At 39.1% G+C, this 16,557-nt stretch carries 16 protein-coding genes; 13 read left to right on the top strand and 3 right to left on the bottom strand.

All coding sequences use genetic code 11. The annotated features are described in order from the left end of the window. Nucleotides 1-201 precede the first annotated feature (201 nt). The 12 genes from Q4600_RS12715 to glnS all read left to right on the top strand — a co-directional run bounded on the left by Q4600_RS12715 (nucleotide 202) and on the right by glnS (nucleotide 12,767). Entirely contained in the window at nucleotides 202-984 is a 783-nt protein-coding gene (locus tag Q4600_RS12715; RefSeq protein WP_102528591.1) for a DUF3450 domain-containing protein, read from the top strand. Next, on the top strand, nucleotides 984-2,339 hold the full coding sequence (locus Q4600_RS12710) for a MotA/TolQ/ExbB proton channel family protein (protein ID WP_102528590.1): 1,356 nt from the start codon (nucleotides 984-986) through the stop codon (nucleotides 2,337-2,339). The genes Q4600_RS12715 and Q4600_RS12710 overlap by 1 nt, the downstream gene beginning before the upstream one ends. Next, nucleotides 2,339-2,866 carry a MotA/TolQ/ExbB proton channel family protein gene (locus Q4600_RS12705; protein ID WP_102528589.1) on the top strand — a complete coding sequence of 176 codons (528 nt, stop codon included), beginning with the start codon at nucleotides 2,339-2,341 and terminating at the stop codon, nucleotides 2,864-2,866. The genes Q4600_RS12710 and Q4600_RS12705 overlap by 1 nt, the downstream gene beginning before the upstream one ends. Nucleotides 2,867-2,880: 14 nt before the next feature. Then, nucleotides 2,881-3,285 carry a biopolymer transporter ExbD gene (locus Q4600_RS12700; RefSeq protein ID WP_102528588.1) on the top strand — a complete coding sequence of 135 codons (405 nt, stop codon included), beginning with the start codon at nucleotides 2,881-2,883 and terminating at the stop codon, nucleotides 3,283-3,285. Between the two features lies 1 nt (nucleotide 3,286). After that, the gene (locus tag Q4600_RS12695) at nucleotides 3,287-3,907 is read left to right on the top strand and encodes an energy transducer TonB (RefSeq protein ID WP_102528587.1); all 621 of its coding nucleotides are present in this window, start codon (nucleotides 3,287-3,289) and stop codon (nucleotides 3,905-3,907) included. Continuing rightward, nucleotides 3,907-5,157, top strand: a complete 1,251-nt coding sequence (locus tag Q4600_RS12690; protein WP_303516667.1) for a hypothetical protein — start codon at nucleotides 3,907-3,909, stop codon at nucleotides 5,155-5,157. The genes Q4600_RS12695 and Q4600_RS12690 overlap by 1 nt, the downstream gene beginning before the upstream one ends. 207 nt (nucleotides 5,158-5,364) lie before the next feature. Next, complete coding sequence (locus tag Q4600_RS12685) at nucleotides 5,365-7,200, top strand: DUF885 family protein (protein ID WP_303516665.1); 1,836 nt, start codon at nucleotides 5,365-5,367, stop codon at nucleotides 7,198-7,200. Between the two features lie 97 nt (nucleotides 7,201-7,297). After that, on the top strand, nucleotides 7,298-7,576 hold the full coding sequence (locus Q4600_RS12680; RefSeq protein ID WP_102528584.1) for a peptidylprolyl isomerase: 279 nt from the start codon (nucleotides 7,298-7,300) through the stop codon (nucleotides 7,574-7,576). A 75-nt stretch (nucleotides 7,577-7,651) separates the two neighbouring features. Beyond that, a complete protein-coding gene (locus Q4600_RS12675) occupies nucleotides 7,652-8,188 on the top strand; it encodes a GNAT family N-acetyltransferase (protein WP_303516663.1) in 537 nt (178 codons plus the stop codon). A gap of 225 nt (nucleotides 8,189-8,413) precedes the next feature. Then, nucleotides 8,414-8,653 (top strand): FeoA family protein, encoded by a 240-nt coding sequence (locus Q4600_RS12670; RefSeq protein WP_102528582.1) that lies wholly within the window; start codon nucleotides 8,414-8,416, stop codon nucleotides 8,651-8,653. Continuing rightward, nucleotides 8,646-10,940: a Fe(2+) transporter permease subunit FeoB gene (feoB, locus tag Q4600_RS12665; protein WP_102528581.1), complete on the top strand. Its 2,295-nt coding sequence runs from the start codon at nucleotides 8,646-8,648 to the stop codon at nucleotides 10,938-10,940. Before Q4600_RS12670 ends, feoB begins: the two co-directional genes overlap by 8 nt. A gap of 156 nt (nucleotides 10,941-11,096) precedes the next feature. Next, entirely contained in the window at nucleotides 11,097-12,767 is a 1,671-nt protein-coding gene (gene glnS / locus Q4600_RS12660) for a glutamine--tRNA ligase (RefSeq protein WP_303516661.1), read from the top strand. A gap of 123 nt (nucleotides 12,768-12,890) precedes the next feature. Here the strand turns inward: glnS and Q4600_RS12655 are convergent, their stop codons facing one another. Next, nucleotides 12,891-13,940 (bottom strand): glucosaminidase domain-containing protein, encoded by a 1,050-nt coding sequence (locus tag Q4600_RS12655; protein WP_303516659.1) that lies wholly within the window; start codon nucleotides 13,938-13,940, stop codon nucleotides 12,891-12,893. 103 nt (nucleotides 13,941-14,043) lie between these two features. Further along, nucleotides 14,044-14,640 (bottom strand): Yip1 family protein, encoded by a 597-nt coding sequence (locus Q4600_RS12650; protein WP_102528578.1) that lies wholly within the window; start codon nucleotides 14,638-14,640, stop codon nucleotides 14,044-14,046. Between the two features lie 333 nt (nucleotides 14,641-14,973). On the opposite strand from Q4600_RS12650, the gene miaE reads away from it, so the two are divergent. Continuing rightward, the gene (miaE, locus tag Q4600_RS12645) at nucleotides 14,974-15,726 is read left to right on the top strand and encodes a tRNA isopentenyl-2-thiomethyl-A-37 hydroxylase MiaE (protein WP_303516657.1); all 753 of its coding nucleotides are present in this window, start codon (nucleotides 14,974-14,976) and stop codon (nucleotides 15,724-15,726) included. 102 nt (nucleotides 15,727-15,828) lie between these two features. Here the strand turns inward: miaE and Q4600_RS12640 are convergent, their stop codons facing one another. Further along, nucleotides 15,829-16,551, bottom strand: coding sequence for a UDP-2,3-diacylglucosamine diphosphatase (locus Q4600_RS12640; protein ID WP_229368440.1), 723 nt, complete (start codon nucleotides 16,549-16,551; stop codon nucleotides 15,829-15,831). Nucleotides 16,552-16,557 lie beyond the last annotated feature (6 nt).

The following is a 16,557-nucleotide window of genomic DNA, read 5'->3' as shown; positions in this document are numbered from 1 at the left end:
GTTCTCAATTGTTGACACAGGTCAACATTTTGTGAAATGATGCGAGCGGGTCTATACCTTAGCAGGTATAGAATAGGGAAGAAAAAACTAACAATCACAAGAGAAAGATAGACTTAGTAGCAGCAACAAAGATTAACAAATTAATCTTGGTTGTTACTCATTAGTTAAGCTTTCTAATTCACTATAAATTGGTTGGGAACTATGTCCAAGGTAAGCAATAGAACAAAAATCGCTACTGCACTTGTTGGCGCGCTTGCATTAGCTAGCAGCAACTTCGTGATTGCAGATCCTCTAAGCGATGTACAAAAAGCAGATACTAAGATTCATACAGATGCTGCTGCGTCGCAAAACAAAGTAGACAAATATTTTGATCAAGCACAAGACATGCTATTTGAGTATGGCTCAGTTGCTGATGAACGTGAGTCTCTTAAATCATACAACGATTACGTTGCAGGCTTAGTTGCAGATCAAGAAGCAACTATGAAACTAATTCAAGATGATATCGACGGTGTTGATGCTCTTAGACAAGGTGTTGTTCCTTTAATGTTTAAAATGGTTGATGCACTAGAGCAATTCATTGCTTTAGACCTACCATTCAATCTTGAAGCGCGTGAAACTCGTGTTCAACGCTTAAAAGATACATTAAACAGTGCTGAAGTTACATTAGCTGAAAAGTACCGTTTAATCCTTGATGCATACAATATTGAACGTGAATACGGTTCAAAACTTATTGCAGAAACAGGCCAATTAGAACTTGACGGTAAAGAAATCCTAGTTGATTTCTTAAATTTCGGTCGAGTAAGTTTATATGCTCAAAGCCAAGATCAAAAGTCGGCTTGGATGTATAACGAAGATTCTAAAAGCTGGGATAAGTTAGAAGATAGCTATCTTCGTAACTTAAGCAAAGCAATTAAACAGGCTCGTGGTCAAGGTGCTCCTGATCTATTCGCCTTACCAATCCCTGCTGCGGAGGCTGCGCAATAATGAAAAAGTTTATTACTACAGCAATCGTTGCTGCAACTCTGTCACTAACGTCTGGAATGGTTAGTGCTGCTGATGCACCAAAGACGATTGAACAATTGTTGAAACAAGTACAGACAGATCGTGCAAACGCAAGTAAAACAAACAAAAAGCGTGAAGCAGAGTTTTTGAATGAGCGTGGCGATAAAGCGGCTCTTTTAAAGCGTGAAAAATCAGCTTTAGCTGCTGAAACTCAACGTGGTAAAGATTTAGCTCAAGCTTTTACTGACAACGAACGTAAAATTGCACAACTAGAAGAAGATCGTAAGATTGCTTCTGGTGATTTAGGCGAAATGTTTGGTGTTGTTAAAGGTGAAGCCGGTGATTTTGCTGGTAAGTTAGTTTCATCTAACATTACTGCACAGTTCCCAGGTCGTGATGCATTTATTGCAGAACTAGGTGCTCGTAAAGAATTACCTAAAATTAACGAACTAGAGCAGTTTTGGGAAGCACAGCTTTTCGAAATGGTTGAATCTGGCAAAGTTGTTAGTTTTGATGCAGACGTTACAGGTTTAGACGGTAGTGTTCAGAACACCTCTGTTATTCGTGTTGGTGCATATAACTTATTAGCTGACGGTCAATATGTTGTTTACAACGCAGACCTTGGTTTAATTCAACAACTATCACAACAACCGGGTGGCGCTCAGGTTTCAAGTGTTAAGTCATTCACTAGTGCAACTTCAGGTTACGAAAAATTATTCGTTGACCCTGCACGTGGCGTATTACTTAGCGTATTCACTCAAAAAGCGACAATCGAAGAACGTATTGAAGCGGGTGGACCAATTGGTTACATCATTATTGGCTTACTTGTTCTTGGTGCTTTAATTTCGATTGAACGTCTAGTAACGCTATATGTTGTTGGTGCTAAAGTTAAAGCGCAACGTAAAGATATCAATAATCCAGGTAACAATGCATTAGGTCGTGTTCTTAAGGTTTACCAAGAGAACAAAGATGTTGATGTTGAAACACTTGAGTTGAAACTTGACGAAGCAATTTTGAAAGAAACACCTGCTCTTGAAGCTCGTATCTCAATCATTAAAGTACTAGCAGCTATCGCTCCAATGATGGGTCTACTAGGTACAGTAACGGGTATGATTGCAACCTTCCAAACAATTCAATTGTTCGGTACAGGTGACCCACGCTTAATGGCTGGTGGTATTTCAATGGCATTGATGACAACTGTTCAAGGTCTAGTTGCTGCACTACCATTAATGCTTATGCATGCAATCGTAGTAGCACGTAGTAAAACAGTGGTTCAAGTTCTTGAAGAGCAAAGCGCTGGTATTATTGCAGAGCATGCTGAGAAGAGGGCTGACTAATGATGCTAATCCTGATGGATGTTTGGGACTCTGTCAGGGGCTTCATGGCCACCGGAGGAGATATCCTCTGGCTGGTAGCGGCTGTACTATTCCTAATGTGGGTATTGATGCTAGAGCGCTTTTGGTATGTCAATTGGGTAGCACCAAAAGAGCATAAAGGTATTATTAACTTATGGAATAATCGAGAGGATTCAACCTCTTGGTATGCGCACCGTATCCGTGAAGCTTGGATGTCCCAAGCAAAACAAGATATGAATGCTCGTATGCTGATGATCAAAACCTTGGTAGCCATCTGTCCTATGATTGGTCTACTTGGTACCGTAACCGGAATGATTGCAGTGTTCGATGTGATGGCAGTTCATGGTACGAGTAACGCTCGTATGATGGCGGCTGGTATTTCAATGGCAACCATGCCGACAATGGCAGGAATGGTTGCAGCATTATCTGGTGTATTTTTTAGCACTCGATTAGATGCAAAAATGAAAATCAGTCTCGAAAAGCTTAAAGATAGCTTGCCACACCACTAGAGAGAGTATTTAAAATGGCACGTAAAAAGCATTTAAATGTAGAAGAAGAAGCACAAGTAGATATGACTCCGATGCTAGATATCGTGTTCATTATGCTTATCTTCTTTATTGTGACGACTTCGTTCATTAAGCCTTCAGGTCTTGATTATAAGAAACCTGAAGCTTCTACAGCGACACAACAGAAATCTGCAAACATCTTTATTGGTGTGAGTAAGACAGGCGTAATTAAGATGGAAAACCGTCAGGTTGACATCGAGCGTGTAACAGCAAACGTAGAACGTATGTTAGCTGAATCACCTGAAGCGGCTGTATTAATCGAAGCAGACCAAGAAGCCGAGCATGGCCTTGTAGTTAAGGTTATGGACAACGTTAAGAAAGCGGGTATCGATAAAATTTCGATTTCAGCGGGGAAAGACTAATATGCTGAGAGCAATAGTATCACTCATTTTAGGTGCTGCTGTTACTTTCGCCCTGTTTGTCTTCATGGCCTTCTTGGTCGGTGGCGGCGCCAAGCGCGCCGATACCAAAACTGATTCTCCTATTATTGAGATCAGTATGGATAAGCAGGATACGAAAGTTCAGGACAAGCCAAGGGTTAAACCGAAGCCACCAGCGCCACCTGAGCAACCACCAAAGCCGGATACGACTCCGCCTGACACGTCATCAGATATTGATACGAATATGGCATTTAATATGAGTGGTGTTGTGGCAGGCGGTGCTAGCACAGGTTTTAAACTTGGCAACATGATGACGCGAGACGGTGATGCAACACCAATTGTACGTATTGATCCTCAATACCCAATTGCTGCAGCACGTGATGGTAAAGAAGGTTATGTTCAACTTTCATTTACTATTAATGAACTCGGCGGAATCGAAGATGTTAAAGTTATTAAAGCTGAACCTAAACGTTTATTTAACCGCGAAGCAGTTAGAGCACTAAAGAAATGGAAATATAAGCCTAAGATCATTGATGGAAAAGCAATGAAAGTTCCTAATATGACAGTACAGCTTGATTTCTCATTGGATAAAGGAGGTAACTAATGCGTAAGATATCTACACTAGCTAGTGCGTTATTACTGACTTTATCATCTAGCTCTCTACTTGCTGTTTCAACAGCTCAAGCCGCTGAAAAGTGTCCGATTGATGACCGTCAATCTAGAGCTGTTGGTGCAAGTGCTGGTAAAAAAGTTCAAAAAGCTTTTGAAGAATATACAGAAGGCCGTCTGGACCAAGCGATTGAAATCTTATTAGAAGTTAATACTAAAAATGATTTCGATAAAGCGTATATCGATCGTATGATCGGTTCGTTTTATGCTGAAAAGGGTCAAATGGCGACAGCAGTTAAATACTTAAAAACTGCTGTTGATGCTGATATTCTTGGTGGTACAGATCATGCTGCGACATTACGTCTCTATGCTGATTTGTTACTTCAGGAAAAGAAGTTCAAAGACGCTATTCCTTACTACTACAAGTGGATGGATTTCACTTGTAAAGTTGACCCAGTAGTATACCGTCGTGTCGGTATTGCCTACAGTGAACTTAAACAGTGGGATAAAGTCCTTGAAGTAGCCGATAAAGGTCTTTCGTTAGTTGAAAAGCCTGATAAAGGCCTTTACCAAATGAAGTTGACTGCTTTCTTCAACCAGAAAAAGTATAAAGAAGCTGTAAAGATACTAGAAGTTATGGTGCCTTTATTCCAAGACGACAAACGTCTTTGGGTTCAGCTTGCTCAATTTTATTTGATGACTGAAGATTACACTAAGTCATTAGCAACTTATGATTTAGCTTATAAAAATGGTTTTCTTGAGTCTGACGGTAACATTACTCGTCTAGCTCAGCTTATGTCGCAAAACGGTGCTCCAATTAATGCTGCTAAGCTTTATGAAAAGCATATGAAATCTGGTTTAATCAAAGAGTCTGAAAAGACAATTAAGATTTTAGCCGGTTTCTATCATAATGCTAAGGACTTCACGAAAGCTGCTAAACTTTATGGCCAAGCCGCTGAGTTGTCAGGTGACGCTGATCTTTACCTTAAACAAGGTAAGATTTTAGCAATAGCTGAAAAGCCAAAATCTGCAATTCCTGTGTTTGAAAAGGCACTGTCAATTGGTTTAGATGAGCCAGGTGAAGCAGAACTTGAGTTAACATTAGCGCATTTAAGTTTGAAGCAGTATAAGTCTGCTTACAAACGTGCAAATCGAGCTGCTAAGTACAGCAAGACGAAGCGTAGTGCTAATAGCTATATTTCTTATATTAAAGAAAAAGCACGTATTAACAATATTACGTTATAATATTTGTTAATAAAAAAGCCCCTTTATGGGGCTTTTTTTATGCCTGTTAATCTTATAGTTATCTGTAATAATCAGTTTTCTTTGTTATCCTCTGTTACAGTTTTCTACTGGCTTTTAGTCGCTAAATTCCATAAATTACTCATAAAAATTAAAACTAGATTAACAATTGATTTCGGTAAACTTGTTGCCGCAAATAGGGAAATACCAATGAACAAAAATATTCTAGCAGTAGCTATTGCAGCTGTTGTTGCCTTATCAGCTTGTAACGATAAAAATATTACTAATAATGTTAGTAACAAAAATACTTCGACTACAGAAGCACCTGAATCTGCAACACAATCAGAAGCAGAGCGATATAACCAAATGGCTGATAGCTATTTTAAAGATTTATTGGCTTTAGAACCCATTTATGCCACATATGTAGGGGTTAATGATTACAACGATCAGTTTGGTGGTTCATTAACACCGGCCTACCTTAAGCAAAGACATGAGCTTAATTCTCGCTATTTAAAGCAAGCTAAATCAATTGATGTCGAGCAACTACCTGAAAACTTAGCGCTGAGTTTTGACATGTTTATCTATGATCGTCACATGGATTTAGTTGCTGAGTCTTATCCTGAATACTTGATGCCTATGAATCAGTTTTATAGCACTGTCATTAGTATGATTCAGTTAGGCAGCGGTGAGAGCGCTCAACCATTCAAAACAGTTGAAGACTATCAAAATTGGTTAGGTCGTCTAAAAGGTTTTATTAATTGGACTGTTTTAGCCCAATCTCAAATGGATGAAGGTATTAAGAGCAAAGTTGTGCTGCCTAAAGTGTTAGTTGAACGTATTATTCCTCAATTAGATGCTCAATTAGTTTCATCACCAAGTGAAAGCTTATTTTATGCGCCAGTTAATGCACTACCAGATGATTTTAGCGAAGCTGAAAAGAAAGCCATAACAGATGAATATAGTGTGTTAATTGAAGCTGATTTATTACCAGCATTAACACAATTACGAAATTACTTTAATGAGACGTATTTACCTCATGCTAGAGCATCTGACGGTTGGTGGGGACTTCCTAATGGTAAAGAATGGTACCAATCTCTAGCCAATAGCCATACAACAACAAAAATGTCAGTAGATGAAATTCATCAAATTGGTTTGTCTGAAGTAAAACGTATTTTAACTGAAATGGATGTGGTGAGAGAACAAGTAAAATTTGAAGGCGATTTAACTGCGTTTTTTGCATCATTAGGGAGTGAACCTGAATACTTCTTCAGTGAAAGACAGGGGCTTATTGATGGTTATATGTCGTTGAAAGATGACATTAATAAAGAGTTACCAAAATACTTCAATGTTATGCCCAAAGCAGATTATGTAGTAAAACCTGTTGAAAGCTTTAGAGAACAATCAGCAGCAGGCGCTTCTTATCAATCTCCAGCTGTGGATGGGTCTCGCCCTGGTGTGTTTTACATCAACACTTATAACCTAAAAGCTCAACCAAAGTGGGGCATGACGACGCTCTCTTTACATGAAGCCGCTCCTGGTCATCATTTTCAAATTGCCATCAAGCAAGAGCTTACTGGTATACCTGAATTTCAACGCTTTCAAGGTTACACGGCATTTGAAGAAGGTTGGGCGTTATATGCGGAATATTTAGGGATCGAAATGGGCCTATTTAATGACCCTTACCAATATTTCGGTAAGCTGTCAGATGAAATGTTACGTGCAATGCGCTTAGTGGTCGATACTGGTCTGCATGCTAAAGGTTGGAGTCGAGAGCAGGCAATTCAATACATGAAAGATAACTCGCCAATGGCGGAGTCAGATATTGTCGCCGAGGTTGAACGGTATATGGCAATTCCAGGCCAAGCCTTATCTTATAAAATCGGTCAACTTACGATTTTGAAGCTAAGAGCTGATGCTGAAGAGCAACTGGGTGAGAAATTTGATCTGAAAGGTTTTCATGACCAAATATTAACCACTGGTTCATTACCAATGGCGGTTATGGAGAAAAAGATTGCACGTTGGGTTGAAACTGAATTGGCAAAATAGTTAATTACTGTTAGCTTAGCGATTGTTATTTAAATTTAGGGAGCAATTGATGCTCCCTAATATTTTACGTTTTATTATTTAAAAGTAGGGGTTCACCATGGTACAGGCAACAGCAAGACACCTTTTAGTTAGTTCAGAAGAGCAGTGTGAACAATTGAAGCAACAAATCGTTGCAGGTGCTGATTTCGCTGAAATCGCAAAAGCGAACTCTTCTTGTCCTTCAGGTGCGCAAGGCGGTGAATTGGGTTCATTTGGTCCTGGAATGATGGTTCGTGAATTTGATGAAGTGGTATTTAGTGCTCCATTAAATGAAGTGCAGGGTCCTGTAAAAACTCAATTTGGTTATCACCTGCTTGAGGTGACTAGCCGCGGTTAATTCAACATTAATCGTTGAAGGCAGCTTCGGCTGCCTTTTTTGTCTTTAAAATATGAAGCGCATAAGGAATGTGAAATGGTTGAACTGTATACGGATAGGTTAGTGATCAGAACAATTAAAAAGGAAGATTGGGCTAATGTTTTCGCCATAAATTCAGACCCATCGGTTTTGAAATATATTAGGGAATTTACTTCAGAAGAAGATATTAAAACTACTTTTGAGCAACGCTTATTACCTTGGGATTTTCAATCAGGTAAATGGCTAACATTGGTTATTGAAACTGTTGATACTCATGAATTTGTTGGATTAACGGGATTCATTCGTGATTGTGAAATAATGAATAGGGCTGAAGTGGGTTACTTGATCACACCGAGTAAGCAGGGATTTGGTTATGGTACAGAAAGTCTTAAAGCGGTAATTGATTGGGGAATTTTCCAGTTTAATATTGAAAAGTTTATTGGTCATTGCGCGGTAAAGAATAATGCTTCAGCACAAGTCATGAAAAAGTGTGGTTTCATTGAGGAAGGTTTGCTTAGAGAAAACCATAGAATCGGTGATGTGAAAATTGATGAACACGTATTTGGCTTGCTTCAATCTGACATACGTTCATAAGCCTAGATAACACGAAAGACAACACGAATTTCTTTTATCTGTAAATTTACAAAATTAATACACAAAATATCTTCTTAAACATGGATATTTATCACATAATTACCAATACAATTGAAAACTATTCTCGTTTCCACTTACAAAACATGATCTAGGTAAAGGTATTGCTTACATGGCTCATATAAAATCAGCCCATAACAAAATTTTTGAACGCAAGGTGAATGTCTAATGAAGCTCAGTGAACTCAACCCCGGAGACACGGCGAAGATTGCTGAAATCGGTCAACTCTCTTTACCTCAAACGGTAAAGCGTAAATTGTTATCAATGGGGATTACACCTCATACAGCGTTCAAAATGCTCCGCCGTGCACCGATGGGATCAGGCGTTGAATTAGAGTTACGAGGCAGCCGTTTATGTATGCGCCGTGATTTAGCGGATATTATTGAGGTGGTAGTAACAAATGACTAAAGAATTCCATTGCGTAACAGTAGGCAACCCAAATGCAGGTAAGTCTACTTTATTTAATGCTTTGACAGGTTCTAACCAGCAAGTGGGGAACTGGTCTGGCGTGACTGTTGAGAAAAAAACAGGTTATTTCACCCTAGATAGTACAGATGTTCATTTAACAGATTTACCGGGAATATATGATTTACTACCAGCTGGCAATAGTTGTGACTGTTCTTTAGATGAGCAAATTGCACAACAATATCTCGCTGAGCAACGTGTTGACGGCATCATTAATTTAGTTGATGCGACAAACATTGAAAGACACCTTTACTTAACCGTACAACTTAGAGAGCTTGGTGTTCCTATGGTTGTGGTGCTTAATAAAATCGACGCTGCCAAAAAATTGGGTATCAATACTGATTTAGCGTTAATGAGTAAAGAGTTAGGTTGTCCTGTCATTGCTGTTTGCTCACGAAAAGAAGCAGACGTAAAGCAAGTGCAAGATCAAGTATTAAGATTATTAAATGGTGAAATAACTGAATCACCGCTTATGCTTCAATACGATGAAAGTATTGAGTCAGGCGTAAAAACTTTACAGCGCCATTCAGAAGAGCTCAGCCGCGGTCGTGCATTAGCTATGTTGGGCAATGGTAATGGTTGCGGTCAATGTGATAGCACTAACCTTAAAGATGTTGTCAAAGAATGCACCCAAATAGCAGAACAATCAGGTACTGATATTGAAGTATTGGTAGCTACAACACGGTTTGATTTCGTTCAAAAAGTTTTCGATGGTTCAGTTGATATTGCAGGGCACGAAAGTGCCAGTGACAAGTTAGATAAAGTATTATTACACCCGGTTTTAGGGGTGCCAGTATTCTTATTTGTTATGTACTTGATGTTCATGTTCAGTATCAATGTTGGTAGTGCATTTATCGATTTCTTCGATATCGCTGCAGGTGCTGTATTTGTTGATCAGTTCGGTGCACTACTAGAGTCGATTGGTTCGCCAGTTTGGCTTGTAACAATCCTTGCAGGCGGTATTGGCCAGGGTATCCAAACAGTAGCGACTTTTATTCCTGTCATTGCAGCGCTCTTTTTAGCCTTGTCAGTATTAGAAGCGTCGGGTTACATGTCTAGAGCCGCTTTTGTGGTCGACGGTTTGATGCGTCGTATCGGTCTTCCGGGTAAAGCATTCGTTCCAATGATTGTTGGTTTTGGTTGTTCAGTACCAGCGATTATGGCTACCCGTACTTTAGGCAGTGAAAGAGAAAGAATCGTGACAGGCATGATGGCGCCATTCATGTCTTGTGGTGCACGTTTACCGGTTTACGCATTGTTTGCTGCTGCGTTTTTTCCTGAGTCAGGACAAAACTTAGTCTTTTTACTTTATATCATCGGTATTATTGCTGCAGTGGGTACAGGTTTATTACTAAGAAGCACTGTATTACCAGGTAGTAGCAGCGCGGTTGTAATGGAATTGCCTAGCTATGAAATGCCTAAGCTTAAAGCAGTTTTTTCTCGTACAACTAAGCGTACAAAAAGTTTTATTTTAGGTGCAGGTAAAACCATTGTGATTGTGGTGACCTTGCTTAACTTTGTAAATGCTATTGGTACAGATGGTAGCTTTGGTCATGAAGACAGTAAAGAATCTGTATTAAGTGTATTAAGCCAAAAAGTCACTCCGTTATTCTCGCCAATGGGTGTTGAGCAAGATAACTGGCCAGCAACAGTAGGTATTATTACAGGTATTTTTGCGAAAGAAGCTGTTGTAGGCACATTAAACAGTCTTTATTCAGATCCATCTGATGGTGATGAAGAGCTTGCAAGCCTTTCTGAAAGCTTCTCAGAAGCATTAGGTACAATTCCTGAGAACCTATTTGGTATTGCACCTGAGGATCCATTGTCATTAGATGTGGGTAATGTTGAAAGTATTGAAGAAGCTGCTGAGGAGCAGGGCGTGGATCGCTCAACGTTTAGCGCACTTCAAGCTGGCTTTACCACTAAGGTGGCTGCATTTTCTTACCTATTATTCGTATTGCTATATACGCCTTGTGTTGCTGCAATGGGTGCATTAGTGAATGAGTTCGGTAACAAGTGGGCTCGATTCGCGGCTTTATGGACATTTGCTTTAGCTTACGGCAGTGCTACCGTGGTGTATCAAGGTGCTAATATTGCCAAACACCCAGTGCAATCGGTCAGCTGGATTTCATTCTTTACTATTGCTTTAGTGGGCTATTATTTCTGGCTTAAGAAACAAGGTAAAAAGAACCAACAGATTATTCCAGGTGTAAGAGTTATCACTGAATAAGCCTTTTTAATGTTCAAATTAAAACCAGCATTTTGATAAATGCTGGTTTTTTGTTTTTAGACTATTATTTTTATCAAACAGGCATTGTAACTCGCGTAAAACTGTAGGATCATCGAAGGTCTGAAAATTTTACCATCGTGCACTAAGAGGAACTCCATGAGTCAAGTGGACAACGAAGTACGTCCAAGTAACTTCATACGTAATATCATTGATGAAGACTTAAAAAGTGGCAAGCACACTAGTGTGCAAACCCGTTTCCCGCCAGAGCCAAATGGTTTTTTACATATTGGTCATGCGAAGTCTATTTGTTTGAATTTTGGTATTGCACAAGATTATCAAGGTCAGTGTAACTTGCGCTTTGATGATACCAATCCTGAAAAAGAAGATATCGATTATGTTCATTCAATTCAGGATGACGTTCGTTGGTTAGGTTTCGATTGGTCTGGTGAAATTCGTTATTCGTCTAATTATTTTGATCAACTACACCAGTATGCGGTGGAGTTAATCACTAAAGGTCTGGCTTATGTCTGTTTCTTAAATGCAGAAGAAACGCGTGAGTACCGTGGCACATTAAAAGAGCCTGGTAAGAACAGTCCTTATCGCGACACTTCTGTTGAAGAAAACTTAGCGTTATTTGAGAAAATGCGTTTAGGAGAATTCAAAGAAGGTGAATGTGCACTAAGAGCTAAAATTGACATGGCTTCGCCGTTCATGTGTATGCGCGACCCTGTCATTTATCGTATTCGCTTTGCACATCATCACCAAACCGGTGATAAGTGGTGTATTTACCCAATGTACGACTTTACTCATTGTATTTCTGATGCCATTGAAAATATTACGCATTCATTATGTACCTTAGAGTTTCAAGATAACCGTCGTTTGTACGATTGGGTATTAGATCATTTGGATGATTTCAATCAGCCTAACCGTACTCGTCAATATGAGTTTTCAAGATTGAATCTTGAATACACTTTGATGTCAAAACGTAAATTGAACGACCTAGTGACTAATAATTTAGTTAACGGCTGGGATGACCCTCGCATGCCTACTATTGCAGGGTTACGTCGTAGAGGTTATACACCTGCATCGATTCGAGAATTCTGTCAACGCATTGGTGTGACCAAGCAAGAAAACTTGATTGAAGGTGGTGTTCTAGATGCTTGTATTCGTGAAGAATTAAACGAAAATGCACCGAGAGCAATGGCTGTATTGAGACCAATTAAAGTGGTTATTGAGAATTATCCTTCAGCAACGCCTGAAACGATCAATGCACCAATGCACCCTAATAAACCAGAAATGGGTACGCGCGAATTAGCTTTTGGTAAAGAGTTATTTATCGATGCGGAAGATTTTCGTGAATCAGCAAATAAGCATTTCAAACGCCTAGTATTAGGCAAAGAAGTTCGTTTACGTAATGCTTATGTGATTAAAGCTGAGCGCTTTGAACAAGATGACGAAGGTAATGTCACAACGGTTTATTGTACTTACGATAACGAAACCTTGGGTAAGAACCCAAGTGACGGTCGTAAAGTAAAAGGCGTGATTCATTGGGTCGAAGCAAGTACTGCTAAACCTGCTGAGTTCCGCATTTATAATCGTTTATTTACTGATGCAACCCCAGCTGCATTCGATACTATTGATGAAGTTATCAATAGTGAATCATTGGTTGTCTTACAGGGAGTTGCAGAAGCAGGCCTAGTGAGTGCTGAAGCTGAAAAAGCTTATCAGTTTGAGCGTGAAGGCTACTTCTGTGCGGACAATAAAGATTCTAGTAAAGAGCATTTAGTGTTCAATTTGACTGTGCCATTGCGTGACTCTTTCGCATAATCAGTCAATATAGCAGTTAATGCCTCGTTGCTTAAAACGGGATTTAAAATTAAAAATGCCAGAGTGAATACTCTGGCATTTTTTTATTAGCATTTAAAAGCTCAAAAGCTAATTGAAAATAAGTTATTGATTAGCTGTTATCAAATGTAGCGGAGCACTTTCGCTGAGATAAGCTTCATCTACTTGTTCAAGTTTATTGAATCGAATCATTTGTTGAATTCCATCAATATATGCCTGGCCTCGTTCCGAGTATTTATCCAATGTATTGGCTAACTCTAAACCTGTAATTGGCTGATTATTTGCTCTTAAATCTCTTCGTAGCTCACGTAATTTCAAATAGGCAGCATTAGTGTTGATATTGAGCATATAGCCTTCAACAGAAGCTTGAGGCGTGTCAAAACGAGCTAAGCCATAATTGCCTAACTCTTTTCGTTGTTGTTTTGGGATCATGCCATTGCCACTGAAGTCCCATTGGCCAAAGAAAGCATTACCTTCAAGAGTAAACCTCGAGGTTGCCCAGCCGCTTTCTTCTGCCGCCTGAGCCAATACTAGAGAAGGTGGCATGATATCAACACGTTTTAATAGCTGCTGGCGTTGATCTTCGGTTATTGTTTCAACTGGATCACTAATGACTCGGTATTTACGAGCAATAGTGATCAGTTGCTCATCATTTAAGGAAGCCTCATTAACTGTTTCTCTTTCTATTGTTATGTTCTCATTGCTGATAAGAATAAGTGGCGCCATTAACCTAAAAAACACCATTTTTTTTAGTTGTACCGGTATTTCATTAGATGTTTGTTGCCATTTCTCGCTGACACTTTCAAACGTTAAGCGAGGGACCTCTCTAACTCCAGCGGCCCAACTTTCTGTGTTGTAATTAAGTGAGTTAAACAATTCGATTAGTTCATCTAAAGAGTTCAAACTAATGTCTTTAGCAGGTGGTTGGCTACTCTTGTTTATTACAGGTTTAGGCTTTGCATTAGCAAGCTTGGTATTTGAAGGTAAGGTACTTGAAGGTTCGGTATTAGCAGATTTGCTAGGTGACTTTGCAACATATGAATTATTCTCTTGCTCAACTGGCGAAGGAGGAGATTTTACCCAGTAATTAATGGCAAAAAGACTGGCTAGGAGTAATACAACAAAGAGTATTTTTTGGTAGGTGTTTTTGGTCATATTTTATCCTAAACATAATTATTTCAAACTGCGCGAAAAACGCTAAGTCATTTACGCAATAAAAAAGGCGCCGAAAGCGCCTTTAATTATAGTATATAAATACTTATTGCATCATAGGTCCAAAGCCTAAGCTCCATAAAATAACGCTACTTCCCATTAAGCCGACTAATAACACGAGTCCTGCTGTCACTACAGAGCTGGCATAAATAAAGCCTTTTTCTTCGGGAATATTCATGATGATAGGTACGCCTGCATAGAGTAAATATACAGAGTAGGCTAAACCAGCAAGTCCAACCAGCATGATAAACCATAACACTGGATATAAAACTGAAATACCGACCATGAATAATGGTGTCGCTGTGTAAGCTGCTAATTCTAAGGCTTGAGTGAATGTTGGAGAGGCGTCGAAGGTCTTAGCCATCCAATAAGATAAATAAGCTAGCGCTAAAACACCGCCAATTAATCCGAAATACATACCCACAGACATAAACATTGCACTTTGTGGGGTTAAAAATAATGGTTCACCATTTGCAGGGTGCCATCCAATATAAGCTGTTGCGATAAAGCTGCATACTGCAGGAATTAATGCGATAAGTAAGATGTGACTGAGACTGCTTTTGACAGCCTCATGGTTGCGTTCAATTGTTTTCCACTCTTCCTTCGGATGAGTGTATAGCCCCATTAAGTGATTTAGTATCATTGTTATTATCCTTGTTTAGCATTCATACATAGCTCGCCAAACTTCAGACGAACTGATCATAGCCCCATATATCAACCGCCTTAATCAGTCCAACACATACTGTCTTAAATGCTCTGCTTTTTGAGCGATTTAATCACAGTAATAACTTCATCCCTATAGAAGTTTATCCATTAAAGGCAATCGAAATACAACTTTAGCAACTATTGTTACGAAGATGTATAGACTATTTATTGAACATAAGCATCGATTCGTCAAGGGTTAATCGTGTTTTATCTGTAGAAATATCCTCAACGAAGGTAAAATACGTTCAAACCCTAACAAAAGTTTAAGTACATGCAGCAATTATTGGCGCCCATTTATCGTTTTTTAAAGTGTGAGACACCAGATAGTTGGATTAAAAAAGCGAGCCATTCTGATAATCTATCGGTTATATTACGCGACCATTTACTTTGTGAGCTTAAAGCGGCGCAAAGTGCGATGTTCCTTATTCGGAAATACGCTGTAGATAAAGAAAGTGCTAATAGATTAACTGAGTGGGTTAAACCTTATGAAGAGTTTGCTTACAAACGTATTGGCGATCTAAGCTCTTTAAAAGGTAAAAGTAATATTACCAAGCAAGTTACTGTGAGAGAAAACTGTCCTTATGGACAAGATCTCGTTGATAAAATGGTGATGCTGATTAAAGAAGAATTACATCATTTCTATCAAGTCATGGAGCTGATGGAAAAAAAGAATGTCCCTTATGAACTTCTTGAAGCGGGTCGCTATGCTAAAGGCATGATGAAGCATGTTAAAACGTTTGAACCTGATGCATTAGTCGATAAGTTAATTATTGGAGCGTTTATTGAAGCCCGGTCGTGTGAGCGTTTTGCAAAACTTGCTCCACACCTTGATGCTGATTTAGAAAAATTTTATATCTCTTTACTTCGCTCTGAAGCGCGGCATTACCAAGACTACTTATCACTTGCAGAGTCTATTTCAGGCAAAGATATCAGTGAAAGGGTCGCTTTTTTTGCCACTGTAGAAGCAGATTTGATTTTATTGCCCGACGAAGACTTTAAGTTTCATAGTGGCTTACCTGTTTAAACCTCAAGACAATCAGTTTAATCAGAGCGTGATTGCTAACCATAGGATGATTTAGTGCGATTATTGGTTGGCTGAATAAAAGTTATCAGCAACTAGAGCTGATTATTTTTTAGCAGAGAAGGGCAGTTGCTGTAATTCAGCACTGTCTTTTTTTACAATTAAAATGCTGCCTTGATCGTACCAATCACCGACAACGATACGTTGTTTATTATTGTTTAACTCATGAATGGCTGGGCGATGAGTGTGGCCGTGGATCATTCTTTGGCAATCAGTGTCACTGAGTAATGCATCAACCGCTGTTTGCTCAACATCCATAATCACATAGCTTTTATCTTTATTGCCATTTTGACTTTTGTGCCTGATATCAGCTGCAATTTTTTGTCTAGTTGACTTAGGTAAGTGGCAATATATCCATTTCACAATGGCCGAATTTCTAAAGCGGCGAAAACGCTGATAAGACTTATCAAGAGTACATAAGCTATCACCATGCAGCACAACCGTTTTGATGCCATATAAATCGAGTATTTTAATCTCTGGTAGCAATTGCATGCCAGATTTAGCAGCAAATTCTTTGCCTATCATGAAATCACGATTACCATGAATAAAAAACACTGGCATGTTTTCAGACACTTGTTTGATGTGCGCCGCTATGACGTCAGTAAATGGTTCAGCAATGTCATCACTGGTCCAAACTTCAAACAAATCACCAATGATATACATCGCCTCAACGTCAGATAAATCTGAATCGAGGTAATCGATAAAGGCTTGTGAGATATCAGGACGATCTGCACTTAAGTGCAAATCGCCCATAAATACAGTATGCACTATTGA

The organism is Shewanella sp. 2_MG-2023 (genome assembly GCF_030548905.1).
Lineage (GTDB): Bacteria > Pseudomonadota > Gammaproteobacteria > Enterobacterales > Shewanellaceae > Shewanella > Shewanella electrodiphila.
Note: the sequence above shows the minus strand (reverse complement) of the source record. Positions and strands in the feature narration are given on the sequence as shown.

Bases quoted from the DNA above. Each gene is read 5' to 3' on its own strand.
- Q4600_RS12700 (WP_102528588.1), top strand. From the start codon at position 2,881: ATGGCACGTAAAAAGCATTTAAATGTAGAAGAAGAAGCACAAGTAGAT.
- feoB (WP_102528581.1), top strand. From the start codon at position 8,646: ATGACTAAAGAATTCCATTGCGTAACAGTAGGCAACCCAAATGCAGGT.
- Q4600_RS12690 (WP_303516667.1), top strand. From the start codon at position 3,907: ATGCGTAAGATATCTACACTAGCTAGTGCGTTATTACTGACTTTATCA.
- Q4600_RS12680 (WP_102528584.1), top strand. From the start codon at position 7,298: ATGGTACAGGCAACAGCAAGACACCTTTTAGTTAGTTCAGAAGAGCAG.
- Q4600_RS12705 (WP_102528589.1), top strand. From the start codon at position 2,339: ATGATGCTAATCCTGATGGATGTTTGGGACTCTGTCAGGGGCTTCATG.
- Q4600_RS12670 (WP_102528582.1), top strand. From the start codon at position 8,414: ATGAAGCTCAGTGAACTCAACCCCGGAGACACGGCGAAGATTGCTGAA.
- Q4600_RS12655 (WP_303516659.1), bottom strand. From the start codon at position 13,940: ATGACCAAAAACACCTACCAAAAAATACTCTTTGTTGTATTACTCCTA.
- Q4600_RS12685 (WP_303516665.1), top strand. From the start codon at position 5,365: ATGAACAAAAATATTCTAGCAGTAGCTATTGCAGCTGTTGTTGCCTTA.
- Q4600_RS12675 (WP_303516663.1), top strand. From the start codon at position 7,652: ATGGTTGAACTGTATACGGATAGGTTAGTGATCAGAACAATTAAAAAG.
- Q4600_RS12710 (WP_102528590.1), top strand. From the start codon at position 984: ATGAAAAAGTTTATTACTACAGCAATCGTTGCTGCAACTCTGTCACTA.
- Q4600_RS12715 (WP_102528591.1), top strand. From the start codon at position 202: ATGTCCAAGGTAAGCAATAGAACAAAAATCGCTACTGCACTTGTTGGC.
- Q4600_RS12650 (WP_102528578.1), bottom strand. From the start codon at position 14,640: ATGATACTAAATCACTTAATGGGGCTATACACTCATCCGAAGGAAGAG.
- Q4600_RS12695 (WP_102528587.1), top strand. From the start codon at position 3,287: ATGCTGAGAGCAATAGTATCACTCATTTTAGGTGCTGCTGTTACTTTC.
- miaE (WP_303516657.1), top strand. From the start codon at position 14,974: ATGCAGCAATTATTGGCGCCCATTTATCGTTTTTTAAAGTGTGAGACA.
- glnS (WP_303516661.1), top strand. From the start codon at position 11,097: ATGAGTCAAGTGGACAACGAAGTACGTCCAAGTAACTTCATACGTAAT.